Raw genomic sequence first — 23,013 nt, 5'->3', positions numbered from 1 at the left:
ATTAATGTCTTCAATTGATTAATTATCTTCAAACCAGGATGCATACATAACATAATTGTGCGGTAACTTATCTAACATAAGTCTTTGCTCTTCATTAATAGGTTTAATCTTCTTCGCGGGGATACCAGCATATAAATAACCACTTTCACACACCATATTCTCCAGTACTACCGCACCAGCAGCAATTATTACATACTCCTCAACAACCGCTCGGTCCATCACTATGGAACCCATCCCTACCAGACAATGGTCTTTTAATACGCAACCGTGTACCAAAGCATTATGCCCTATATTCACATAATTACCTATATCAGTGCCGTTTCGTTTATAAGTACCATGTATAACTACACCGTCCTGAATGTTCGTATAATTACCAATCCTTATGTAATTAACATCTCCTCGTATCACCGCATGAAACCAAATAGAACATGATTTTCCGATGCTAACATCGCCAACAATGGTTGCATTTTCCGTTAAAAAACAATCCTCTGCAATTACTGGTGTCTTACCTAATACCGACTTAATCAAGGCCATAAATTTAATATTTTAAAATATAGTATCGTCGATTCGTTCCGCGTGAATAGGGTAATCAGTTGTATAATGCAATCCCCGACTCTCCTTTCTTTCCATTGCAGACTTAATAACAATGTAAGAAACCTGAATGATATTACGTAATTCACAAAGTTTTACCGATAACTTGGTATTTTTATAAAACTCCTCTGTTTCTTCATATAACAATTTAAGTCGCCTCATCGCCCGTTCCAAACGAAAATCAGAACGCACGATACCTACATAATCGCTCATTATTTTTTGAGTTTCCCGTAAGTTATGGGTAACTAAAATATCTTCATTAGACAAATGTGTGTCGGTATCATCCCAATCAGGTATGCTAGCAGGCATAGTAATAGCAACAAATTTATCCACAGCATGTCTAAAAATCCGATGAGCGAAGATCAAAGCTTCAAGTAATGAGTTGGATGCCAACCTATTAGCACCGTGCAAACCCGTTGAAGAGCATTCACCACACGCGTAAAGATTTTTAATAGACGATTGCCCATATTCATCAACTAAGATACCTCCACAGAGATAATGCGCGGCGGGTGTCACCGGTATATAATCACGAGTAAGATCTATTCCTACGCTTAAGCATTTTGCATAAATATTAGGAAAATGACTTAAAAGCTCCGCTCGGTTCTTATGCGTAATATCCAGGTAAACAAAATCATCACCCGATTTCTTCATTTCATTATCAATTGCCCTCGCCACAATATCCCGAGGTGCCAACGAGCCTCTTTCATCATACTCCTGCATAAACTCCTCACCGGATTTTCTCCTTAGCACTGCGCCAAAACCCCGTAGTGCCTCTGATATTAAGAACGAGGGATATTCACCTGGATTATATAAAGAGGTAGGATGAAACTGAATAAACTCCATATTCCTAACCTTTCCTTTAGCACGGTATACCATAGCAATACCATCACCTGTAGCAATCACCGGATTTGTAGTTGATGAATAAATATGTCCAGCACCACCTGCAGCCATTACGGTAATCTTACTGGTAATCTTCTCCACTACATTCGTTTCCGTATTAAATGCATAAATACCGTAGCAGGTAATATCGTCACTATGCTTATTAACAAAAGCTCCCAGATGATGTTGAGTAATCAAATCCACCGCAAAATAATGAGTTAATATCTTTATGTTGGAAGATTTATGTACCTGCTCTAACAATGCGCGCTCTATTTCAAACCCCGTAACATCCTTATAATGTAATATTCTATGGGCAGAGTGGCCACCCTCTTTGGCGAGATCATAACTTCCTTCCTTTATCTCGTCGAAATTCGTACCGTACCCAATAATTTCCCTAATTCTCTCTGGTCCTTCCTTTACAACGATTTCCACAATTCGTTCATCACACAATCCATCTCCAGCTATCAGAGTATCAGCTATATGCTTCTCAAAGCTATCAGACTTATCCACAACTACTGCTACACCACCTTGTGCATACTTTGTGTTTGATTCATCTTCATTTGATTTTGTAACTATCAGAACCTTACCATATTCAGCAGCCTTAAGAGCAAAACTTAGGCCTGCAATACCAGAACCTATCACCAAGAAATCAACATCCGTCATCTTGAAAAAATTATCATAATAAATTGTCCACCGAAATGGTGGAAAACCATGTTAAAGATGTGGATTTTTTTGTAAAATAACAGTGGAATAAAAAGTATAAATAGTTAAAAAGTATATCTCTACACATTTTAACCTTTTTTATTAGTAATTTCTAAGTCACTACTAAGTCAGTTTTCAACTATCAAATAGAAAAAAAATGCTGACAATAAAATATGGAAAAAGAAATCCTCGTAAAATCTCGCATTTGTAAATCAGCCATTTAACATTCATTTTATGTTAAAAAAATGTTAATAAATTAGAGATATCCAAAATCACAATATCTGGATAAGAAAATTTGCCAACAATACTAACACACTAATAAACGATAAAAGCTTTTATATAAAAAGATTATTGTTTTTAGTTATACTGTGCAAAACCAAAGGAAAACCCATTTCAAATACTTTGCGTACTTTTGTAATTGATATTTAAGCTCAGGTAGAACAATGGAAATATATACCGAACAACTAAATGCTAAAGGATTTATAGACGAAGCGATTGATCCGAGGTTAGATTTAGTAGAAGAAATTAACAGATTAAAAAGGGAAAAAAATGCAGTAATCCTGGCACATTATTACCAAGAATCTGAAATACAAGATATTGCAGATTATATTGGCGATAGTTTAGGGCTTTCCCAGGAAGCAGCTAAGACTGACGCTTCAATCATAGTATTTGCCGGAGTACATTTCATGGCCGAGACAGCGAAGATATTGTCTCCTTCAAAAAAAGTGCTCTTACCTGATCTGAAAGCAGGTTGTTCATTATCTGATAGCTGTCCACCACATTTATTTGCGAAGTTTAAGGAGCAGCACCCAGATCATCTTGTTATTACCTATGTCAATTGTACAGCCGAACTCAAAGCATTAAGTGACATTGTTTGTACCTCATCTAATGCCGTTCAAATTGTGGAGAGTTTACCTAAGGATCAAAAAATTATTTTTGGACCTGACAAAAATCTCGGCGATTATGTAAAAAAGAAAACGGGGAGAGATCTTGTTTTATGGAACGGTGCTTGTATGGTTCATGAAATTTTTTCTCAGGAAAAGATTGATAAATTAAGAAGGAAGCATCCTGAAGCTAAATTTATCGCTCATCCGGAATGTGAGGAACACTTACTGCGCGAAGCAGATTTTATAGGATCTACTACCGGCTTGCTAAAATATACCATAAACAATGAGGCAAATACTTTTATTGTTGCTACAGAAAGCGGTATCATACATCAGATGCAGAAAGCTAATCCCAGTAAAACCTTTATACCAGCACCTCCTAACAATGCCTGTGCATGTAATGATTGTCCGCATATGAAGCTCAATACGCTTGAGAAATTATATAATGCGATGAAATACGAGCTACCTGAGATCGATTTGTCGGGAGATGTGATCGAACGAGCACGCAAACCCATTGAACGGATGCTGGATATCTCTGCCAAATTAGGTTTATAAACCAATTTTAAATTTTTATATGTTTGATAATAAGGAGAATACAAGCTTAGATAAACTAGGTGAATTTGGTTTAATAGATTTAATAACAAAATCTGTAGAAATAAAAGAACCATCAACTGTTAAGGGAATTGGTGATGATGCGGCGGTTATTAACCATACTGATAAACGGGTACTGGTATCTACTGACTTGCTACTGGAGGGTATACATTTTGATCTACGTTATGTACCACTTAAACATTTGGGTTACAAGGCTGTGCAGGTAAATTTAAGCGATATCTATGCTATGAATGGTATAGCTACTCAAATAACTTTTTCAATAGGGTTATCAAGTAAATTTCCGCTGGAGGCCGTTGAGGAAATTTATGCCGGAGCTATATTGGCCTGTAAAAAATATCATGTGGATTTAATTGGTGGTGATACTTCTGCTTCTAAGCAGGGATTAGTGATTAGTGTAACCAGTTTAGGCCATGCGCTTGCAGAGGACATTACCTATAGAAATGGTGCCCAAGAAGGTGATCTTATTTGTGTTTCTGGAGATTTAGGAGGTGCGTATGTGGGGCTGCAATTGTTGGAAAGGGAAAAACAGATATTTTTAGAGAATCCAAATATACAACCTGATTTAGAGGGGAAGGATTATATTGTAGAACGTCAATTAAAACCCGAGGCTCGCTTAGATATCGTAAAATTGTTGCAAGACATTGCTGTACGACCAACCGCTATGATCGATATTTCGGATGGGTTAGCTTCAGATATTTTACACATCTGTAAACAATCAAATAAGGGCTGCAAGTTGTATGAAGATAAAATTCCCATTGATCAGATGACCTATGATACGGCACGAGAGTTCGGATTAGACCCAACGGTTTGCGCTTTAAATGGCGGGGAAGATTATGAGTTATTGTTCACTATAAAACAAGCAGATTACGATAAAATAAAGGGCGACGTAGATATCACGGTTATCGGGCATATTACAGCAGAGTCAGAGGGGCATCACTTGATTACGAAAGCCGGAAATATGCACCAAATCAAAGCGCAGGGATGGAATGCTTTTGGTTAAGCTTTGCAATTCTTGTTTAGGAATAATAGCTACCATTTATTACACTATTTTACAGAGGATTAAGCAGTTTCACGTGAAACTGCTTAATCCTCTGTAAATTCTTCTTCATCAAATAAATTGATATCAATCTGTTTACTTGTTTTAGCTCCCAGCTTTTTAAGTTTTTCTACTTTAGATATCACACTTCCTTTACCGGTTTCAAGCTTTTTACGGGCGTCTTCATGGGTTCTGGCTAATAAAGTAATTTGTCTATCTATTTTATCCATATCTGCTGTAAAACCTACAAACTTATCGTATAAAGCGCCGGCCTCACGAGCTATTTCCAGTACATTACGTGTTTGTCTTTCCTGCTTCCAAATGCTTGCAATGGTACGAAGAGTAGCTAATAAGGTAGAGGGGCTCACAATAACAACCCTTTTATCCCATGCCTCACTAAAAAGCTCCGTATCATATGTAACGGACATACTGAATGCTGACTCGATAGGCATAAAAAGCAAAACAAAATCTGGCGATGTTATTTTATAAAGATCTTGGTAATTCTTACGGGAAAGTTCGGTCACATGATTTTTAACAGAAGTTACGTGTTGTTTAGCAAACATCTCTTTTTCTTCATCATTTTCGGCATTTATCCATCTTTCGTACGCTACCAAAGATACTTTAGCATCAACCACTAGGTGTTTATCTTCCGGTAGATCAATAATGGCGTCAGGCTGTAATCTTTTACCATCTTCATTATTATAACTTACCTGTAATCGGTATTCACTATCTTTAGTCAAACCAGATCTTTCCAGTACACGCTCTAATATAACTTCTCCCCAATTACCCTGTTTCTTTTGATCTCCTTTAAGTGCTTTGGCTAAGTTGGTAGCCTCATTTTTTATTAGTTTACTCTGCTCCATCAACTGGATAACAACGCCCCTTAAGGAATTGCGTTCAGCAGCTTCATGGTTATACGTTTTCTCCACCTTTTCTTCGAAAGTTTTTATATTCTCTTTTAGAGGATCGAGTAGCTGGTTGATAGTTTTATGGTTCGTTTCTGAAAACTTGGTTGTCTTTTCGTCTAATATTTTATTAGCAATCAATTCGAATTCTTTATTGAGTTGACTTTTTATATTGGCCATTTCCACTTTTTGCTCTTCTATTTTATCCTTTTGCGATTCAAAGTAAGCGTTCATACTTTCCATCGTACGCTCGGCGCTGGCAACTTTTTCGCGTTCGGCGCGCAATTCTTGTATTAGACGTTCGTTTTCCGTACGGTAGCTATCTGCCTTCTGTTCTGCTTTCGCCAGTTTTATAAGTAATTCATCCCGTTGTTCATGATCTTGTTGTGATGGAATATCGTTGAGCGATTGATTGGTACGTTTGGTAAAATAGTATAAGATGAATATCAAAGCAATGAGTAAGATAACAATCAATAGGTTTTCCATAAGGTATATCGTGATTTTTTACAAAGGTAGCTAGAAAAAGAGAATCATTTTATGTCTTACTTATATTTCTTCAAGGATAGATTGGCCAGAACTTAAGTCGCCATTTGTCCATTCCCAGCTTTCATGCAATCTTAATTTTCCGGAAGGGAGTAACTCTGGTTTGGATATACATTTACCCGTTCTTAGTTGATAGTCTTTATTTATTTGATGATAAACCATATTCAATACACCCTCTTCAGTAACAATGGCCATTAAATGACCGGATAGAATATTTACGCTTTTATATTCGGCGGTTAACATATTACCTACTTGTTTATAGTGAAAAATAGTATCTCCCGTGGTTTCCCCGTTCTCGGTATTAGCAACAGGTCTAAAACGTCTATTATGGTAATTTATCATGCTTATCAATTTATTTTAACTGACAAATTATCAGTTGTTTAAAGCTTGTTAACGAAAAATTGACAGTAGAATAGCTGGTGTTTAATGTTATTCTAATACATTAAGTGTAAATTTCTGCAAAATATATAAAAATTAAGTAAATTTATACATCGGAGCGTACAGAGCGGGTAATCGGTATGCGGTTTGATATAGGTAAAGAAAGAGAATTTAAAATTTAGTATATGCTAGGAGTAGAATATTTGTTGTTGATTGGTATCGCAATCGTTAGTTTCATAGTGCAATGGCGTTTTAAAAGTAGGTTCAAAGAGCACTCAGAAACACCATTAAGCAGTGGGATGTCGGGTAAGGAAATAGCTGAGAAAATGTTGCATGATAATAATATTTATGATGTACGTGTTGTATCGGTAGAAGGAAGGTTAACAGATCATTATAATCCAGCCGATAAAACAGTCAATCTGAGTCCAGAAGTATATGGAGGTAGGAGCGTGGCATCTGCAGCAGTAGCAGCTCACGAGTGTGGTCACGCGGTACAGCATGCACGGGCCTACTCATGGCTTCAGTTCAGATCTGCTATGGTGCCTATTGTGAATGTGGCATCAACGTTAACTTCGTGGACGTTGATGATAGGTGTGATGTTAGCAATTTTTTCTGGTAATATCTATATATTGGCTATTGGTGTAGCCGCATTAGCATTGGTAACCTTATTCAGTTTTGTCACCTTACCAGTAGAATTTGATGCATCAAACAGAGCATTAGCGTGGTTAGAAACAAATAAAGGAATTATGGCTACGAGAGTAGAGCATGATGGGGCGAAGAATGCGTTATGGTGGGCTGCAATGACTTATGTAGTCGCCGCTTTATCATCTTTGGCAACCTTAGTATACTATGCGAGTATTTTATTACGCTCGCGCGACTAATAATGTTTAAACCAATAAAAAAGGGTTACATTTAAATATGTAGCCCTTTTTTATTGCCAATCCCTTTTTAAAAGATATTCATTTTCTTTTGCTGTCATCAGTGTTTTATCACTATCAGTTTTATCTAAATATCCACATAAATGTAATATACCATGAATAATAACGCGATGCAATTCATCGCTAGGTAAAGCACCAAATTGGAGGGCGTTATCCTCTACACGCTCTGTACTAATGAAAATATCTCCTGCTACTATATGATCGTCTTCACTATTATCAAAGGTAATAATGTCCGTATAGGTGTCGTGATCGAGGTATTCCAAGTTTATCTTATGGAGGTATTCGTCACTGCAAAAAATGAAATTTATCTCACCAGGTTTGAATTTTTCTGACCGAATGGTATTAATAATCCATTTTCGTAGGGCTACTTTGTTTTTCAATGAATAGCTGATATCCTCTAAAAAAAAATTTATCGTAGTAACAGGCATCTGTGTATTGTCGTTTGAGGCAAAGATACGATGCCATTTGATAGAAACATAAATTCAGGTTAATCAATTTCGTGGTGGCAATTCGCCCTTTTCATACCCTATTTACCTGCTATCCTTATAAAAAATAGAAGATGAAAGGTATAAAGAACTTATCTTGATTTTACTAAGATACACAAGTTGACCGTTTTTTTACCGTAAACTAACCGTAAATTGGCCGTATATTTTACGGTAAATTTACGATTAGTTTACGATCAATTTACGGTAAAATTGACTATTTATATGAATTTTTTACAAGTTCTTTCTATAATCTTTCTGTATTCTTTTTTGAAAATATGGCAGATCTATGGATACTTATTGATCGAAGAAAACGCTATCAAGGCGTAGTTTTATATCGGTAGTGCGGTATTTGACGCTAGCTAAAAAGTATAAAAATTGCGAATAAATAGAATTTTATCTAAGTTTGTCGTCCAATAATTAACGGGATGTAGCGTAGCCCGGTATCGCGCCAGCATGGGGTGCTGGAGGTCGTCGGTTCAAATCCGGCCATCCCGACAATACAAATGTTAGGCCTTGGCCTTATCAAAAGAAACAGGAACGATATCAAACTTGCTTGATATCGTTCCTGTTTCTTTTGATAGATACTTGTGAAGAAAGTTACATTTGTATTGTCCCTCCCCACTTAAGGCTGGCTGTTACACCTATATATACCTGTATGTGATGTGGGCAATTCAGTTATTATAAAAATGCAAAAACCGCTCTGGAGAAAGCAAAGATTTATTTTTTAAGACTAATGGCAATACCAGAATTACTTGACTTATCTATGATAGTTTCGTAATGGCGTTGATTTTTAATAAATTCCATATATTCCCGGATACCGCTTATATTTTGTAATACATTATGTGCGGTAAATCGACCACCTTTCTTAAGTTTTGGGTCTATATCCTTAAAATATTGAATGTACCAATCTTTATCCGCATCTGAAAAAATGAAATCGAACGGGCCTTTAAGATCCTTTACGAGTTGATGGGCATCTCCAAGCTTGAAATCTACATAATCTGCTAAGCCTAATGACGTTAAATTCTTTATAGCTTCTTGCTGCCTATCCTCGTCAAGTTCAATAGTGATCATCTTACCTCCGGTCTTACTAAGTGCCCAAGCTATCCAAATTGTCGAGTGTCCGGTAGAGGTGCCAATTTCCAGTGCCGACTGATAATTATTATTTACAATTAAATCATGTAATACCTGGCCGTCCTCATAGGGAACATTGAGGTTCTGCCATTGCTGTTCATTTGCTTTTAAAAATTTAAGGACACGTTCATCAAGCTTTTCCTGTTTTGTACCCTGAGCAGCACATCCGGTTATCACACTTAAGAATAGAAAAAGCATTAAAATTGGTTTTATTGAAGAAATAGTTTTCATGATAGTTGAAATTAACCTGATAAAGGAAAAATGAAGATTATACACTACAGATTGCTGGGTAATTTTCACATTTTCTTAGTATAAAACATTTATATCTTTTAATATGTTTTATTGTGCTAACCATTTCCAAAAAGCGCTGTATGCTGCTCTGAATAGGGTATATTTTTATATACAAAAGCAATAGTTTGACGTGCAGTTCGAAATGCATTTAATTAATTTTGGTTTTACATTTTCTAGCTTCGCTATGTACGTTGAAATATGGTCTGCGCAAACCATGGTCCAATTTGCCAGAATAATTTGATTTGCATTTGAAATATTCCATAAAGTTATACCTTAGTTTGGTATTGTTAAGAATTTTACCTTTAGATTTATGGTTCATACTTAAAAATATGTCTAATTATTCTCTTAAGTTACCCGTTAAAGGAAATGGTTTTGAAAAACAAATTTACCGCAATTATCGATAAAATAGGGATCAACCCCTTTGTATTTGTACCGGAAGAGAATCTAGAATTACTTCTTAAAAAGATGGGGAAACATAAAGGTAAGATTCCTGTCCGTCTCCATATAGATGGACAGGAATTTACCCAAACACTGGTAAAATATGCCGGATACTGGCGCCTCTATGTAAACGGACCTATGTTGAAGGCAACAAGCAAGAAAGTTGGTGATTCAGCAATATTTGAGCTATATTTTGATGAGAGTGATCGAAGTATTACACCCCATCCGAAATTGCAATTGGCGCTCGAAAAATATCCGATGGCGAAAAGCATATTCGATAGCTTAAGACCTTCCTTACGTCTGGAAATTATTAAGTATATTTCTTATTTGAAAACTGAAGAAAGCGTTGACCGAAATGTAGCACGAGTTATTCGCTTTCTTCTTGGTCAAGACAAATTCCTTGGAAGGGAAAGACCCTAATTAGATGATTTCAACTTCTTCAGGCACAAGAAAAGTATAGTACAACCAATCAGTGTTTTTACAGCATGTTTAAAATCTGGGGGTGTGTATAGATAGTCACCTTCCGTAAAGGTTAAACCCTCAATAATAGCTTCTCCTTCCAAAATAAATAATTCTTCCCCTGCGGGATGGTTATGGTAGGGATAACTTGCACCAGCTTCAAATTTAAGTAATATTGTTTTGGAGCGTTTGGTAGAATTATCGTACCGGAGGGACTTTACATAGATGCCGCTATAAGACTTTCCACCTTCTATTAATGGTAACCATTTTATTTGTTTACTTCTTACGATGTAATCGTGCATATTAGTAGTCATTTGTTTATTTTTTAGTGAATAATTCAAGGTATAAGCGCTTTGATAAAGAACAAAATTGAAATATTTGACAGATGAAAAAAATAGAGGATCTTCAGAAAAGCATATAAAATTTCAGACAGCAAAGGTTTTTTTATAGTGCTTGGGTGAAAATCGCGTATGTTTCTTAAAGAAGTTAGAAAAGTAGAAAGGGTCTTTAAAACCCAACTGAAAAGCAATTTCTTTGATCGAAAGGTCCTGATAAATAAGCAGCCGTTTAGCCTCGGAAATAATCAGGCTATATATTACATTTTGAGCCGTTTTACTGGTATGCCGTTTTGATAGCTCATTGAGTTTGGCTTCGGTAGTGTGCAAAGTATCTGAAATCTGCGCAACAGAATAGTTAAGGGAAAAATTATTCCGAACTTCTTCCAAAAAGCGTAGAAAAAGTGCGTCTGGCTTCCAAATTTCATCGCCCTTTGCAATCTTGGTACGATTAATTGCTATCAGTAAAAGCTGAATATAAGAACGGACGGAGATGAGATATTGGTAAGGTTTATCTTCTAATTCGAGGGCAATTTTTTGCAATAAATTTTCGAATACCTGAGGACAATCAATAGCAATAACCTCATTTATACCAAAGTGACAAAATAATCCGTTATGAAAAATGAGCGCTATATCGTTGTCATCTTTGCAAATAAAGTCGAGCGTAAATTCCAAGATGTAGACCGTACCTTGAATATTCCGGAAAAAATGAACCTGTCCTGAAGTAATCGTAATTACCTGATGTTGCGTCAAGCAAAATTCATTTTCATCTATGATTATTTCAGTGCGACCGTGTTCACACCAAACCAGGAGATATTTTAATACTCGCTTTGCATTTTGATAGTCATTTACTTTATTAAGTTTATTCAGTGCTACCATTAAATATAATCATTAAAGTTAAACGCATTTGGTTAATCTTCATTTGTAGCTACAGTAGTCAAAAGGTCACTATTAAAAATAGCCGCTGGGGATATTACCAGTTCATCTAAAGGTACGTGATTACCATAACGTTCTTTTATTTTGTTTTGCACCGTATGACTGCTTATGTCGAAAGTACCTAGTCGCTGAAGTTTGCCAATTTCAAGACCAGTTGTCCGTTGATATATTTTCCAGATCAACTCTGAGCAATACATTTCATTGTCGTTCCACTCAAAAGTAAGATCGTACGATTTTCCGTCGAAGCTCTTACCAATTGCTTTCATTTTTGCCAATGTAATGGGGGTTAAAATTTGGTCTGCATTTTTAAGGCGTTTGACGACGTATTTACTGTTCTGTCCACGGGCTATCCATTCATTAAGTGGTACCCGTTTAACAATTTGAGCAGCTTCAAAAACAACATATTCTTTACCATCTTTAAAAATCAAGGCACAATGCGAATACTTTGATCCTGTGGCCAGTTGAATAACTTTACTTTGATCAGAAAGTGAAGTATGAAAAATAATATCGCCATCTTTTATTTTATTCTTCAGACTATCTTGATCGGTTTCAGGGTTATCGGAGTCAGTAAGAGGGTTTTTCGAAACGAAAACGCTTTGTGCATAGATAGCTATGACGGAAAAGATAGCAATAAACCCAAACACAGTTATTCTTTTTCTCATAAGTTATCATACATAAGTACAAAAAGACTATGTAACTCCAGTAAAAACAGGTTTCTTCAATACATTGCCCAATACTTCTTTCTCATTGGCTGTTAACGGTATTACCTGCTCTATAACCTGTAAAATATTCACCCTTTTGTTACTCTCTAGCAGTAAGCTTAGTAAAGCTATAAAAGTTTTCTCTTGTTCCTGTTTCAATCCTTTCAGCATTCTAGGATGAACACAGTAAAGTTCTTTAATTACAGTCAGCAAATCTTTTTTTCTTTCTTGGTCATGGGGTTGATTAGAAAAAGCAGGAAGCAAGCCTACTTTTTCTATTTCCAATAGATGTTCAGCGGCGGCTCTTTCCCGTATGAATTTCTTTTGTTTTCTGTGGAGCAAGTCCTTTAACTCCGTATGTAGTTTTTTGTAGATGACGTTATGGCTGAGTGAAGTGAAAAGATGCTCTTCACTACCTTTATCTAGGATACTTTTTTCGAAAGCATTAAAAAAGTGGGATTGAACATAAACACTGTGGTGAAAATCTATTGCGTTGTTATTATAGCTGGTTAGCTCTTTTGCTACTTCAACGTTGGCGTCATTTAGGTAGTAATAATAGTATTTATCACCGATATTTTCACCCCATCGCAGATAGTTAACCTTAAATGACTGTGTGTGTTCCGTAGCATCGGCTATTTGCCAAACTACCGTATCATTCTCCAGTATCAGATGATCATAACTTATGGGTTTATTCTGAACAGACAATACATAGCCTGCATCTTTATTTAGGAACAAAAACCAACCAAACTCACTTGCCAAATAATTTAAGAACTCTTGATGTGTTAAGGCGTCAGCAGTAATTCCGAATATACCCTCAAGCGTTACAGTGGTGCCAGTGTTTTTTCTCGTGGAAACTCCCTTATCAGCATCCTCATATTCTTCTTTTTTGTTCCCTTCTATGCTAATTTCATATTCCAGAAAACTATCTCCATGTTCATAAATTGTAATCCAGTTTGCTTTGGTAGCAAATAGCGAGAAAGAAAATCTGCCTTTTCCTTTTTTGCCTTTTGTATAAGAAGATCGTTGGATATTCTTCTTTTTCAAAGAATCCAGGAAATTACCAAAAGATTCGTCGAGTGTTTCATAAGGGATGCCTTCTCCATTGTCTTCAATTGAGATACGCTCCAGGTACCCAAGTTCATTTGCCACAAACACTACATTTACATGCGATGCCTTTGCGTCAAAACCATTCCATATATATTCAGCAAGAGCATGCTTATAATCCTTAGGTAAACCTGCAGATTCGATACTGGCATTGGTTACATTTGCTTTGTTTATCATCAGGAAACCGTTTATAAACAAAGCTAAGAATTTTAGTTAATATAGAAGCGCTTAATGCCAGTTTAACTGCATGCAATTTTGCCTCAGCATAGTTTAGCAGAGTATTTAAAGCTAAATAAGAAGTGGTTTAATCTTACGATTATTCCTTTATAATTTACCGCACGGGGAATAAAATCTAAGGTCAATTACGTCTTTTAGACACTAACAAACTGCCGCCTAGTTTTTCTGATAGCGTTTTTCTATAGCTGGAACCTATTGTGATAGTGATATCGTTAGCCATTATGAGCTTGTTCCCCTCAATGGCTTTAATATTCAGAGGATTCACCATAGTTGATTTATGTACCCGAACAAAGGTGTAAGATGCGAGGTATTCTTCTGCTTCAGTTAGTGTTAGATACGTGATATGTTTTTCAGTACCGGTATGGATTACGATATAGTTGGCTAACGATTCGATATAGATAATTTCATCCACGAGTACCCGAGTGAGTTTACCTTTGACATCGTTTTTGATAAAAAAGAACCTTTGTTTTTTCTGTGGTACTTGAACTTTATGTTGTTTCCATTTAATGTATCGGGCAACCGCCCGCAGAAAACGCTCATAGCTAAAAGGCTTAGCTATATAGTCAATAGCGTCACGATCGAAAGCTTCCAGCCCATATTGTGTATAAGCTGATGTAAATATAATATGTGTTGATTTGCCAATTAAGTTTGCTAGCTCCAAACCTGATATTTCAGGCATGTTAATATCCAGAAAAGTAATGTCAACCTGTACCTCCTTGTTTAGAATTTTTTGCAGAGCTTCCAATGGGTTTATTGATGCTCCCACTAAGGTAAGATCGGGCGTTTTGTCAATAAATTTACTCAACAAACTTATAGCGGCGTCCTCATCATCAATTATGTAACAACTAGTCATATGCATATGCAATTTTCAGCTCAACCGAAAACGCCTCGACATCTTCATTGGCAGACAAACGAAATCGCTCATTACCGTAAAAATTTATCAACCTTTCTTTAGCATTCATGATTCCCATCGAGTTACTCTGAAAAGGTTTACTTAATCGCTTTTTGTTCCAGGTACTAAATAGTAAGTTGCCGTTTGCAGTGGCGATATAAATGATTCCAGGATACTTTTCATCCGTTAAGTCACCATGTTTATACATGTTCTCAACAAATGTAATAAATAAAAGTGGTAGAGTTTTTACATGTTCATCCTTATTCAAAGTAGTTTTCAGTTTAACGTATAACCTGTTGTTTGTTCTGATGTTATTGATCCTGATCAGCTTGTTAATATTTTCCAATTCTATTTGTAAAGGAACTTCATAATTGTCATCTGTATTTTGCAATGCATATTGCATCATTTCTGAAAGCAATAAAACTGTTTCACCCGCTTTTTCCGACACACCCTCTACCGAGTCATAGATAAAGTTCATCGTGTTGAAAACAAAGTGCGGTTCAATTTGCGCACGTAATTTCGCGTTTTGTGATTTTACCAGCTTCATTTCCAGCTCGGCCTGCTTACGTTCATCTGCTAGTCGTTTTCGATCCAGTTTGATCAAGTGGTTTCGTTTGTGCAGGGTATTCATAAAAAGCCAGTAAACAGTACTGAAAGTGATAAAATATAGCGCTCTGTAAGTATATTTAATGAGAGAAGTCTTGAGAGAGGAAGGGCGTTGATTAGGGGTAGCGTAAAAATCGAGATATTCAAAACAAATGTCAATCAGGGAAAAACCAACGATCTCCAAAGGAATGAAAAGCAATAACCAATAGCTGTTCTTAACAGGCATCACCACATAAGCATGAAAATAGAACAGGGTAATAATGAGGCAATAAGAAACGAAGAGACCCAAAGCCGTCATCTCTACCTTTAGTGCTATCAAAAAGGTAATTTCATAGGTTATTAGAATAAGCCAGCCCAATACATGCCAAGGAAGTATTTTCTTTTTTTTTAAATCTATCGCAAAGGGCATGTCATCTATCTAATACTTGAGTTAATGTAATAAATTTCATAAAATTTAGCTAATTAGGCAAATTAGTACAAAATAAAATACATTGGGCATTTACAAAAATAGATTATTAAGATTGTTGAATAGTGCATTTGTCTATTTTTATGATAACACTCTTTAAAAGAAAGAAACTATACCAATATATTGATATAGCTGAAGAAAGAAGCCTTTACGGCCAATACGTAATGGTGGAAAAAGGAGGAAAAACTATTCATGCAAAGACCGACGAAAAGGCCTATCTGAAGGCTTACATTAACTATCGGATGGAGGTTAAGATGCATCAAGATCTTTTCAAACTGTTAGAAAGAGTACATACTAGGCCAATAGGTTTTAAATTGCTTAATCAGTCGGGAGAAAATATTGCGGCGTCTATTGATTTCACCAATAAAGAGGCTATAGAGCGAGCTATTGAAGAAAAAATAGCTAATGCAAAGCCCTTCGGCCGTAAAATCAACTAAATTTTATCGCAAGAACAACCGGGATTGAAAACTGCCTAAAAAAAAACAGCTAATGAAAATAGCTATCCTATTTACGGACATTCATTCCAAGGTGCAGTTATGCCATACAATTTTTACTCAGGCCAGGTGTTTGAGTAAGCTAATTATTTCTTTATAATAAAGCTGTTTATCCTTTTGCTTAATAACGTGAACGTCTACATCATTAGCTTTTAAGAGTGTTAGTTTCCCCTTTGCGGTTTCCGCATATTCTAGCGGTATAAAGTAATGGATCTTGTTTTTTATAAACGCACTTTTTCTGTAAAATTTATTCCTAGCACGATAGGTAAGCAGCCACCAAAGATCAGATTCTACATAATCCAGAGATAATCCGAAGATGTACACGTCTTTCGTGAAGAAAAGATCTATCCACGATTGATAATTAGGTTGTTTCCCTTTTGCTAAACGTCTAATGAGCGGTGTTTTTATAACCGCTTTGGAAGTATAGTTTGTTCCAGATACCGTGTAGTTACGCATCCCCTGAAGCTGGCCACAATAATGTTCATATCCAAGGTTTATCGAACTGGGATTATTGCAGTCGCCATGGATATGCCAATAAGTTTTATCGGCGAGCATATATCGACGAAATAAGCTATATGTCGTCTCTTTGACAATGCTGTTATTATTTTCGGGAACTATACCTTCAATAGCAAATTCGTAATTGGTGGTCATGATATGCGACACAGGGAGTTGTCTAATTTCCTCATGAAATTCATTGCTTATAATTTTCGATACGTTTTCAGCAATGAAAGTTTTCAGGTTTTTTTCTTCTGTAACCGATCCATTTTCTACAGCTCCCAAAAATATTTCCTCATAAAGCATAGGAAAAGGTTTGTCTTCATTTTGGATGTATCCTACGTTGAAATGGGCTTTTATATCTTCCAGGAGTTCGTTCCAGCTTTTCCCGGGAGAAATATTATTGATGTCATTTCCTACGAGCAGAACATATTCAGGCATTTGATCGTTCGTTATATTTACTTGCTAATTTAACATTCCTTTTCCTATTTATTAGCTATAAGGCATTGCATTATCAAAAGATTAAAATTTAAATTATATTTAGGTGTTTTTTATATCGTAAACCTTCAGCAATGCTAAACCTTCACCATATATTATTAGGGTTCATATTATTAGCCGTAAGTGCATATGCACACGGGCAGACCATTAAGGGGACAGTTATTGATGAGCATACCGGAGAAACAATACCCTATGCAACCTTATTGATTGAAGGAAAGAATGTTAGAACGATAGCATCTAGGGAAGGAATGTTTATACTGACAATTGACACCTCCAATCATGTTGATGAGGTGAAGTTCCGCTCACTGGGCTATGAAGAGAAAACATTCAACCTGAAACAATTGATTTCCACTCCAGCTAATATAGTGAAGCTCAACCCGGTTTCTTTTAAGATGGATACGGTAAGTATTGCTATTGGTAAGCAAAGATTTGAAAAACTAGGATATACTAAGGTGGGTAATAAAAGGACAGGCTGGGGAGATTTTGCAAGTAGTAAAGGAAGGATAAGAGGTGTATTAATAGAAAATCCTAAAGAACCTACAAAAATTAAATCCTTTCACTTTAGGATTATCGATAATGATTGGGATAGCGTAGCTTTTCGTGTAAACTTTCAAGTTGTTAAAGAGCAAAAACCAGACAGCTCCATTTTAAGTGAAGATATTATTATTCACACCGATAAAAAGAGAAAATGGGTAACACTTGATTTGGATAAGTATAACTTAAGCATCGATAAAGAATTGATTGCTGTATTAGAGTGGGTAGATGCTTGGGGAACATTTGGTGAATACAGTAACGTGTTAACCTTATCTTTGAGTGACGAGAGCGGTTATGTTTATAGCAAAGAAGCCAAAGAAGAAAGCATTACGTTTGAAAAAGCCGCTCATACTCCCGCTATGTTCTTCGTAGTTTATGCAAAAGATTGATAAATAAAAGACGGAAATTAAACCAAAGGCCTTTCCCGATTCCTGGTAACCTCTGCAGGGCATACCGGGAATGGACTAACTGTATTTTTCGTCTCATAATGGTCATAATATAGCATACCTTCTTTTTTAAGTCCGTCTGGGACGCTAGTTTTGTTCCGCGAACAAATATGTGCCCATGAAATCATATAACAGTAAGTATGAAAAGATAAGTACGCTTTCGACCTTTATCTTAATACCCCTATCCGGACTGGTTACGGACATCTACATACCTTCGTTTCCGGAGATGCAGTCGGTATTCAACACCTCTGCCGGCGGCATTCAAATAACGCTCACTTGTTTTCTCATAAGTTACGGGGTGACGATGTTCTTTGCGGGAAGTTTGGTCGATAGCTTTGGCCGATATCGAATCGTATTGAGTGCGCTCCTATTATTTGCCTTGAGTAATCTGTTGATCGCTTATGTTCCAAATCTTTATCTCATTTATTTGATACGTGTCCTTCAGGGCGTATTAACGGCCCTGATTGTTGTGGGAAAACGTGCTTTTTTGGTAGACATTTACAGTGGCGAGAAGCTAAAACATTACATGAGTTTGCTGTCTATTATTTGGGCCCTGGGACCAATTACTGCACCGTTTTTAGGAGGCTATCTGCAAGCATACTGGGGCTGGCGATCAAATTTTATTTTTCTAGGCGGGTATGCGCTGGTGTCCTTCTTGATTGAAGTCTTTTTTTCCGGCGAAGCTATGCGCAGTAAGCAACCTTTCCAGGCTTCGATTATCTTTAGTAACTATCGTAAAATCCTCGGAACACCAGAATTCTCACTTGGACTTCTTATCCTGGGAGCGAGTTATGCCATGGTGCTGGTTTTTGCTATGACAGCACCATTTATTATCGAAGGTCAGTTCCGGTTTTCCTCAATCGTCACGGGATACTGCGCGCTCATCTCTGGCCTGGGAATTTTTTCGGGTGGCATATTAGCTAAGCGCCTCATCGGTAAACCGCTATTGGCTAAGCTTAACATCGCTAATATAGCTGAATGTACCATTGCTTTATTGATGTTTTTTGTAGGAATCTTCGTTACCGATATATACGTCCTGATGTTGTTCGTATTCGCCATGCATGTATGTTCGGGTTTTATTTATAATGTTTATTTTACCTTTTGTTTAACACGATTTCCCGAGATCGCAGGTATTTCCAGTGGCATTACCAGCGGAGGAGCTTACCTGGTCACTTCAGTATTAAGTTACGGTACGGTACACCTGGTAAGCGTAAATAATCAAAGTTCCTTAGCCATTTGCTATTTTTTGATGGCGGCATTGATCTTTTCACTTGTTCAGGTGTTAAGAAGAACGTAATCACTTGGAGGTTGCCTTTGAGTACATTTTAGGTCATTCATTCCATAAGCTATCTACCGGATTGGCTATTGCCGCTCTGATCGCTTGCCATATTAATGCTTTCGGTTTTATTTACATAAGAAAGCTTTTAATGAACATATCAGTAACTCCTCTCCTGTTAATTTCTGTTAAATATTTAATCCTAGAGCTACTTGCTGTTAAGGTTGTAAATCCAACCATAATAAAAGGAGTAAAAGAAGGTCGAGATAAATTAATAGAAGCAGGTATTTATGCCATTATGCAACAACCATAGACGACGGAGTCGATTCGTCGAGATTCCCTGGTTTATTTTAAGGGAAGGAGGTCTATTTCCATTGACCGGGTCAAAACAGTACCTTTGATTAAAGAGAGCAAAAGTACAGCCTCCGCGCTTTAGCGAAAAGTTAAAAATGGAAAGACATGGTAGTTGCTGTAATCGGATTGCCGGGAAGCGGGAAAACCTTTCTGGCAAAACATTTGGCTTGGAATATAGACGGCGTACATGTCTCGAGCGACCGGGTGCGAACAGCTTTGGAGCAAAGAGGAAAATACGATGAGCAGACCAAACTTGAGGTCTATCAGTCGATGCTAGGCTTGGCAGAAGCGGCCGTAAAAGACAGGAAGCATGTAGTACTGGATGCCACATTCCATAAAGCACAAACTCGAGCACTTTTTGTAGAAACAGCAACGAAATTTAAAGTTCCCCTGTATTTTATAGAAATACAGGCCTCCGAAGAAGTCATCAAAGAGCGTATAGCTAAAAAAAGGGTGGATAGTGAGGCCGACTTTTCGATCTACAAAAAGATCAAAGCTGCATTTGAGCCTTTGAAAGAAAAGCACCTGATCTTGCATTCCGATCAGATGGACTCCGAGGAGATGGTAAGCAGGGCTTTGAATTATTGCAAATACGAAAATGAAAAAAAGTGAGGTCGAACATTTAAAAGCGCAGGAGCAAAACCTTCATCAATATCGTGAGAGTACTTTGCTGGAAACCCATATTTCCTGGGTGATACTTACCGATCAGCAAGTCTATAAGATAAAGAAACCGGTAAAATTTTCCTTTCTGGATTTTTCGAGCCTGGTAAAGCGAAAATATTATTGCGAACAGGAGCTGCTATTGAACAAGCGGTTGGCAAAAGAGATGTATTTAGAAGTGGTTCCTGTCTTTCAAAGAGGGGATCATTTTTCTTTTGATGGGCATCCAGACAACATAGTAGACTACGCTGTTTTGATGAAACGCATGGATACGGCGAAGGAAATGGATCGTATGCTTAAAGAAGAACAGGTAGATAAATCCATGATAGACAGTCTTGCCAGGGAGATCTCGGCTTTTCATGCACAGGCCACTGTGATCAGGAAAGACGCAGACGTCAAGGGCCAGAAAGAGCTGTTTAACGATCTCGCGACGCTTCAGGGGTACATACAGCAGCATTTGGGGGAAGATTACGGTAGGATTGTGCGAGATAGTACTATAAGGTCCGGCCAATTTTTACAAAATTATGAGAGCTTTATTACCCAGCGTCCGGCTGATGGCTTTGTGCGCGATCTTCATGGGGATCTTCATGCCGGGAATATATTCTTATATGAGGACCCGGTAATATTCGACTGTATTGAATTCAATGATGCCATGAGGCAGGTGGATGTACTGGATGAAGTGGCTTTTCTGTGTATGGATTTAGAAGCTTACGGTTACCCAGACCTGAGCGACTACCTTCTCCAAAATTATCTCCGGTATTCGCAGATAGCGCTGCAGAAGGAGGAACGCTTGCTCTTCGATTACTATAAAGCCTACCGCGCAAATATCAGAGCAAAAGTTCATGTGCTCCACGCAAAAGAGGCCAGTGTTCCTAAAGTTGCCGCACAGGACTTGAAAATGGCTGTTCAGTACCTTAATGTGTTGAATCGGTATCTATAACTGCCGCTATCAGAAGGGATGCCGTCCAGTTGCAAAGGCGCATGACATGCCAAAAGAGGCTAATCCCAAATACCGTTCTGCTCTGTCAGAATAATGGCTTGTCCATCCGTTACAACGATGGTATGTTCGTGTTGAACCGCGTAACCACCTTTGTTGCCAACCAAAGTAAACCCGTCGGGAAGTTCAACAGCCAATGAGGAACTCGTGGTAATAAAGGTTTCTATAGCAATCACGAAATGCTTTTGAAATCTCCTACTGTCAAACCGGTCCTTATAATTAAGAATACCCTCAGGAGCCTCGTGAAGCCCTTTTCCTACGCCATGACCTCCCAAATTTTTGATCACCTTGTAACCGTTCTTTTTAGCTTCTCTTTCTATTAAAGCACCCACCTCATTGATCTTTACGCCGCCTTTAATGCTACCAATAGCCTTTCGTAGTATAAGCTTGGAAGTATCTATTAAGTGCTGTTTATGGTGGACGTCCTTACCAACGATGAAAGAGCTTCCATTATCTGACCAATATCCGTTCAGCTCCGCAGAGACGTCAATATTCAGCAGATCACCTTCTTGGATAATCCGTTTGTCTGATGGTATACCATGGCATATTTCATGGTTCAGGCTGATGCAGGTATGACCGGGGAATCGATAAGTCAGATAAGGAGCCGACTTGGCACCAAACGTATCGAGCAACCTGCCGCCATAATTATCCAGCTCCCGGGTGCTCATTCCAGGGCGAGCGTATGCGTGCATATTTTTCAAAGTCAATGCAACAGCCTCACTCACTTTTCTCATGCCGTCCAATTCTTTTTCATTGGTAATACACATATGTTTTGCTTTGCAATAGTAAAGTTCAAAGATACCAGCAATGTTTTGGTATGAATAGTATAACTTAGACATTTTTCGCATATTCAGCTGAAACTTTTATATATTTGTTTCTGTGCCGATTCGTTTTTTTAAACATATAGACCCCATCCATTTCGAGGATGCGATGAAGACTTCTGTTCCCGAAAACCTTCAGGATTTTGTGGAAGGAATCTATGTATTTAAGGCACAAAGTATACATGGAAGACAGTTGCTTTTTAACGATGGATATCCCGTCGTAGTGATCACGTGGGATGGAGAAAAGCAAAACCAGATAGACATCGACGGGGAAAGGAAAATTTTCGAAGCAATGTGGGCCTGTGGGGGCGTCCTGAAAAACATTTACTGGGAGCTGTATGGTCATCAGGAGGATATTTTTATCGTTCGCTTCTATCCGTATACATTCTACAAGCTGTTTGGTATTCAAGAGAATTACTTGGAACACAGGCAGGTTATTAATTTTTCAGAAATAGCAGGGGCTAACTTTAACACATTTTTAGAAAACTATTATACCTCAGCACCTGAGAAAAAAATCGAGACATTCTCACGGTTTATTTCAGCAAAGATCAGCCACTATTCATATCCCGGGATATTGATTGAAATGTTGGGGCATATTGATCAGCGAAAAGGATTAATTACTGTCAAGGAACTTTTGGAAACGCACGGTGTGCGGTTAAATTACAAATGGCTGGAAAGGAACTTCAAAAAGCATCTGGGCTTTTCTCCTCAACGGTATATCATGTTGAGACGGTTTCTAAACGCCTACCTAGATTTAGACAGATCTCCCTCCAAAGATCTTTTACAGGTGGCTATCGACAATGGGTATTGCGATGAAAACCACTTTATAAAAGATTTTCGACAGTATTCAGGCATGCCCCCCAAAACCTATTTCCAGACCGTAAAATAG

25 protein-coding genes and 1 tRNA gene are annotated in these 23,013 nt (G+C 37.4%); 12 read left to right on the top strand and 14 right to left on the bottom strand.

Translation table 11 applies throughout. The features are described from left to right. Positions 1–18 precede the first annotated feature (18 nt). Both H8S90_RS05885 and nadB read right to left on the bottom strand, forming a co-directional pair. Positions 19–534 carry a gamma carbonic anhydrase family protein gene (locus H8S90_RS05885; protein ID WP_187341647.1) on the bottom strand — a complete coding sequence of 172 codons (516 nt, stop codon included), beginning with the start codon at positions 532–534 and terminating at the stop codon, positions 19–21. Positions 535–546: 12 nt separating this feature from the next. Then, positions 547–2,133, bottom strand: a complete 1,587-nt coding sequence (nadB, locus tag H8S90_RS05880) for an L-aspartate oxidase (protein WP_187341646.1) — start codon at positions 2,131–2,133, stop codon at positions 547–549. Positions 2,134–2,615: 482 nt separating this feature from the next. Here nadB and nadA point away from each other — a divergent pair, with 482 nt between their 5' ends. Both nadA and thiL read left to right on the top strand, forming a co-directional pair. Further along, positions 2,616–3,611 (top strand): quinolinate synthase NadA, encoded by a 996-nt coding sequence (gene nadA, locus H8S90_RS05875; RefSeq protein ID WP_187341645.1) that lies wholly within the window; start codon positions 2,616–2,618, stop codon positions 3,609–3,611. A gap of 19 nt (positions 3,612–3,630) precedes the next feature. After that, positions 3,631–4,668: a thiamine-phosphate kinase gene (gene thiL, locus H8S90_RS05870; RefSeq protein ID WP_187341644.1), complete on the top strand. Its 1,038-nt coding sequence runs from the start codon at positions 3,631–3,633 to the stop codon at positions 4,666–4,668. Between the two features lie 83 nt (positions 4,669–4,751). On the opposite strand, the gene H8S90_RS05865 is transcribed toward thiL, so the two are convergent. Then, the gene (locus tag H8S90_RS05865; RefSeq protein ID WP_187341643.1) at positions 4,752–6,095 is read right to left on the bottom strand and encodes a DNA recombination protein RmuC; all 1,344 of its coding nucleotides are present in this window, start codon (positions 6,093–6,095) and stop codon (positions 4,752–4,754) included. Between the two features lie 60 nt (positions 6,096–6,155). Continuing rightward, a complete protein-coding gene (locus tag H8S90_RS05860; RefSeq protein ID WP_187341642.1) occupies positions 6,156–6,494 on the bottom strand; it encodes a n-acetylglutamate synthase in 339 nt (112 codons plus the stop codon). A gap of 221 nt (positions 6,495–6,715) precedes the next feature. Here H8S90_RS05860 and H8S90_RS05855 point away from each other — a divergent pair, with 221 nt between their 5' ends. Further along, on the top strand, positions 6,716–7,411 hold the full coding sequence (locus tag H8S90_RS05855; protein WP_187341641.1) for a zinc metallopeptidase: 696 nt from the start codon (positions 6,716–6,718) through the stop codon (positions 7,409–7,411). A gap of 50 nt (positions 7,412–7,461) precedes the next feature. On the opposite strand, the gene ybeY is transcribed toward H8S90_RS05855, so the two are convergent. Then, positions 7,462–7,896, bottom strand: a complete 435-nt coding sequence (gene ybeY, locus H8S90_RS05850) for an rRNA maturation RNase YbeY (protein ID WP_187341640.1) — start codon at positions 7,894–7,896, stop codon at positions 7,462–7,464. A gap of 478 nt (positions 7,897–8,374) precedes the next feature. Between ybeY and H8S90_RS05845 the strand changes: the two genes are divergently transcribed. Then, positions 8,375–8,448 (top strand) — tRNA-Pro (locus H8S90_RS05845). 222 nt (positions 8,449–8,670) lie between these two features. Here H8S90_RS05845 and H8S90_RS05840 read toward each other — a convergent pair. Further along, the gene (locus H8S90_RS05840) at positions 8,671–9,282 is read right to left on the bottom strand and encodes an O-methyltransferase (RefSeq protein ID WP_255501838.1); all 612 of its coding nucleotides are present in this window, start codon (positions 9,280–9,282) and stop codon (positions 8,671–8,673) included. A gap of 465 nt (positions 9,283–9,747) precedes the next feature. On the opposite strand from H8S90_RS05840, the gene H8S90_RS05835 reads away from it, so the two are divergent. Continuing rightward, positions 9,748–10,233 carry a YdeI/OmpD-associated family protein gene (locus H8S90_RS05835; RefSeq protein WP_255501837.1) on the top strand — a complete coding sequence of 162 codons (486 nt, stop codon included), beginning with the start codon at positions 9,748–9,750 and terminating at the stop codon, positions 10,231–10,233. On the opposite strand, the gene H8S90_RS05830 is transcribed toward H8S90_RS05835, so the two are convergent. From H8S90_RS05830 to H8S90_RS05805, 6 genes are all read right to left on the bottom strand, one after another. Further along, entirely contained in the window at positions 10,230–10,586 is a 357-nt protein-coding gene (locus H8S90_RS05830; RefSeq protein ID WP_222852253.1) for a cupin domain-containing protein, read from the bottom strand. The two genes, H8S90_RS05835 and H8S90_RS05830, sit on opposite strands and share 4 nt — an antisense overlap. 111 nt (positions 10,587–10,697) lie before the next feature. Beyond that, positions 10,698–11,486, bottom strand: coding sequence for a helix-turn-helix domain-containing protein (locus H8S90_RS05825; protein ID WP_187341637.1), 789 nt, complete (start codon positions 11,484–11,486; stop codon positions 10,698–10,700). A gap of 32 nt (positions 11,487–11,518) precedes the next feature. Beyond that, complete coding sequence (locus tag H8S90_RS05820; RefSeq protein WP_187341636.1) at positions 11,519–12,205, bottom strand: YiiX family permuted papain-like enzyme; 687 nt, start codon at positions 12,203–12,205, stop codon at positions 11,519–11,521. A gap of 27 nt (positions 12,206–12,232) precedes the next feature. Further along, complete coding sequence (locus tag H8S90_RS05815; protein ID WP_187341635.1) at positions 12,233–13,525, bottom strand: ATP-binding protein; 1,293 nt, start codon at positions 13,523–13,525, stop codon at positions 12,233–12,235. Between the two features lie 181 nt (positions 13,526–13,706). Then, complete coding sequence (locus H8S90_RS05810; RefSeq protein WP_187341634.1) at positions 13,707–14,438, bottom strand: LytTR family DNA-binding domain-containing protein; 732 nt, start codon at positions 14,436–14,438, stop codon at positions 13,707–13,709. Beyond that, positions 14,431–15,492: a sensor histidine kinase gene (locus tag H8S90_RS05805; RefSeq protein WP_187341633.1), complete on the bottom strand. Its 1,062-nt coding sequence runs from the start codon at positions 15,490–15,492 to the stop codon at positions 14,431–14,433. Before H8S90_RS05805 ends, H8S90_RS05810 begins: the two co-directional genes overlap by 8 nt. Before the next feature lie 140 nt (positions 15,493–15,632). Here H8S90_RS05805 and H8S90_RS05800 point away from each other — a divergent pair, with 140 nt between their 5' ends. After that, positions 15,633–15,986: a hypothetical protein gene (locus tag H8S90_RS05800; RefSeq protein ID WP_187341632.1), complete on the top strand. Its 354-nt coding sequence runs from the start codon at positions 15,633–15,635 to the stop codon at positions 15,984–15,986. 117 nt (positions 15,987–16,103) lie between these two features. On the opposite strand, the gene H8S90_RS05795 is transcribed toward H8S90_RS05800, so the two are convergent. Then, a complete protein-coding gene (locus tag H8S90_RS05795) occupies positions 16,104–16,979 on the bottom strand; it encodes an SIR2 family protein (RefSeq protein ID WP_187341631.1) in 876 nt (291 codons plus the stop codon). 131 nt (positions 16,980–17,110) lie between these two features. Between H8S90_RS05795 and H8S90_RS05790 the strand changes: the two genes are divergently transcribed. The 5 genes from H8S90_RS05790 (at position 17,111) to H8S90_RS05770 (ending at position 21,246) form a co-directional block, all read left to right on the top strand. Next, on the top strand, positions 17,111–17,959 hold the full coding sequence (locus tag H8S90_RS05790) for a carboxypeptidase-like regulatory domain-containing protein (protein WP_187341630.1): 849 nt from the start codon (positions 17,111–17,113) through the stop codon (positions 17,957–17,959). Positions 17,960–18,134: 175 nt separating this feature from the next. Beyond that, positions 18,135–19,313, top strand: coding sequence for an MFS transporter (locus H8S90_RS05785; protein WP_187341629.1), 1,179 nt, complete (start codon positions 18,135–18,137; stop codon positions 19,311–19,313). Positions 19,314–19,317: 4 nt separating this feature from the next. Then, positions 19,318–19,605 carry a hypothetical protein gene (locus tag H8S90_RS05780; protein ID WP_187341628.1) on the top strand — a complete coding sequence of 96 codons (288 nt, stop codon included), beginning with the start codon at positions 19,318–19,320 and terminating at the stop codon, positions 19,603–19,605. 146 nt (positions 19,606–19,751) lie between these two features. Further along, the gene (locus H8S90_RS05775) at positions 19,752–20,258 is read left to right on the top strand and encodes an ATP-binding protein (RefSeq protein WP_187341627.1); all 507 of its coding nucleotides are present in this window, start codon (positions 19,752–19,754) and stop codon (positions 20,256–20,258) included. Further along, positions 20,245–21,246 (top strand): hypothetical protein, encoded by a 1,002-nt coding sequence (locus H8S90_RS05770; RefSeq protein ID WP_187341626.1) that lies wholly within the window; start codon positions 20,245–20,247, stop codon positions 21,244–21,246. Before H8S90_RS05775 ends, H8S90_RS05770 begins: the two co-directional genes overlap by 14 nt. A gap of 59 nt (positions 21,247–21,305) precedes the next feature. Here the strand turns inward: H8S90_RS05770 and map are convergent, their stop codons facing one another. Further along, positions 21,306–22,070: a type I methionyl aminopeptidase gene (gene map / locus H8S90_RS05765; protein ID WP_187342938.1), complete on the bottom strand. Its 765-nt coding sequence runs from the start codon at positions 22,068–22,070 to the stop codon at positions 21,306–21,308. Between the two features lie 112 nt (positions 22,071–22,182). Between map and H8S90_RS05760 the strand changes: the two genes are divergently transcribed. Beyond that, a complete protein-coding gene (locus H8S90_RS05760) occupies positions 22,183–23,013 on the top strand; it encodes a helix-turn-helix domain-containing protein (RefSeq protein ID WP_187341625.1) in 831 nt (276 codons plus the stop codon).

This window comes from Olivibacter sp. SDN3 (genome assembly GCF_014334135.1).
Taxonomy (GTDB): Bacteria; Bacteroidota; Bacteroidia; order Sphingobacteriales; family Sphingobacteriaceae; genus Olivibacter.
This window is presented reverse-complemented; position numbering and strand designations above follow the sequence as displayed.

Excerpts from the sequence above, each read along its gene's own strand:
- H8S90_RS05885 (WP_187341647.1), bottom strand. The coding sequence starts at position 534 with ATGGCCTTGATTAAGTCGGTATTAGGTAAGACACCAGTAATTGCAGAG.
- nadB (WP_187341646.1), bottom strand. The coding sequence starts at position 2,133 with ATGACGGATGTTGATTTCTTGGTGATAGGTTCTGGTATTGCAGGCCTA.
- nadA (WP_187341645.1), top strand. The coding sequence starts at position 2,616 with ATGGAAATATATACCGAACAACTAAATGCTAAAGGATTTATAGACGAA.
- thiL (WP_187341644.1), top strand. The coding sequence starts at position 3,631 with ATGTTTGATAATAAGGAGAATACAAGCTTAGATAAACTAGGTGAATTT.
- H8S90_RS05865 (WP_187341643.1), bottom strand. The coding sequence starts at position 6,095 with ATGGAAAACCTATTGATTGTTATCTTACTCATTGCTTTGATATTCATC.
- H8S90_RS05860 (WP_187341642.1), bottom strand. The coding sequence starts at position 6,494 with ATGATAAATTACCATAATAGACGTTTTAGACCTGTTGCTAATACCGAG.
- H8S90_RS05855 (WP_187341641.1), top strand. The coding sequence starts at position 6,716 with ATGCTAGGAGTAGAATATTTGTTGTTGATTGGTATCGCAATCGTTAGT.
- ybeY (WP_187341640.1), bottom strand. The coding sequence starts at position 7,896 with ATGCCTGTTACTACGATAAATTTTTTTTTAGAGGATATCAGCTATTCA.
- H8S90_RS05840 (WP_255501838.1), bottom strand. The coding sequence starts at position 9,282 with ATGCTTTTTCTATTCTTAAGTGTGATAACCGGATGTGCTGCTCAGGGT.
- H8S90_RS05830 (WP_222852253.1), bottom strand. The coding sequence starts at position 10,586 with ATGACTACTAATATGCACGATTACATCGTAAGAAGTAAACAAATAAAA.
- H8S90_RS05825 (WP_187341637.1), bottom strand. The coding sequence starts at position 11,486 with ATGGTAGCACTGAATAAACTTAATAAAGTAAATGACTATCAAAATGCA.
- H8S90_RS05820 (WP_187341636.1), bottom strand. The coding sequence starts at position 12,205 with ATGAGAAAAAGAATAACTGTGTTTGGGTTTATTGCTATCTTTTCCGTC.
- H8S90_RS05815 (WP_187341635.1), bottom strand. The coding sequence starts at position 13,525 with ATGATAAACAAAGCAAATGTAACCAATGCCAGTATCGAATCTGCAGGT.
- H8S90_RS05810 (WP_187341634.1), bottom strand. The coding sequence starts at position 14,438 with ATGACTAGTTGTTACATAATTGATGATGAGGACGCCGCTATAAGTTTG.
- H8S90_RS05805 (WP_187341633.1), bottom strand. The coding sequence starts at position 15,492 with ATGCCCTTTGCGATAGATTTAAAAAAAAAGAAAATACTTCCTTGGCAT.
- H8S90_RS05800 (WP_187341632.1), top strand. The coding sequence starts at position 15,633 with ATGATAACACTCTTTAAAAGAAAGAAACTATACCAATATATTGATATA.
- H8S90_RS05795 (WP_187341631.1), bottom strand. The coding sequence starts at position 16,979 with ATGCCTGAATATGTTCTGCTCGTAGGAAATGACATCAATAATATTTCT.
- H8S90_RS05790 (WP_187341630.1), top strand. The coding sequence starts at position 17,111 with ATGCTAAACCTTCACCATATATTATTAGGGTTCATATTATTAGCCGTA.
- H8S90_RS05785 (WP_187341629.1), top strand. The coding sequence starts at position 18,135 with ATGAAATCATATAACAGTAAGTATGAAAAGATAAGTACGCTTTCGACC.
- H8S90_RS05775 (WP_187341627.1), top strand. The coding sequence starts at position 19,752 with ATGGTAGTTGCTGTAATCGGATTGCCGGGAAGCGGGAAAACCTTTCTG.
- H8S90_RS05770 (WP_187341626.1), top strand. The coding sequence starts at position 20,245 with ATGAAAAAAAGTGAGGTCGAACATTTAAAAGCGCAGGAGCAAAACCTT.
- map (WP_187342938.1), bottom strand. The coding sequence starts at position 22,070 with ATGTGTATTACCAATGAAAAAGAATTGGACGGCATGAGAAAAGTGAGT.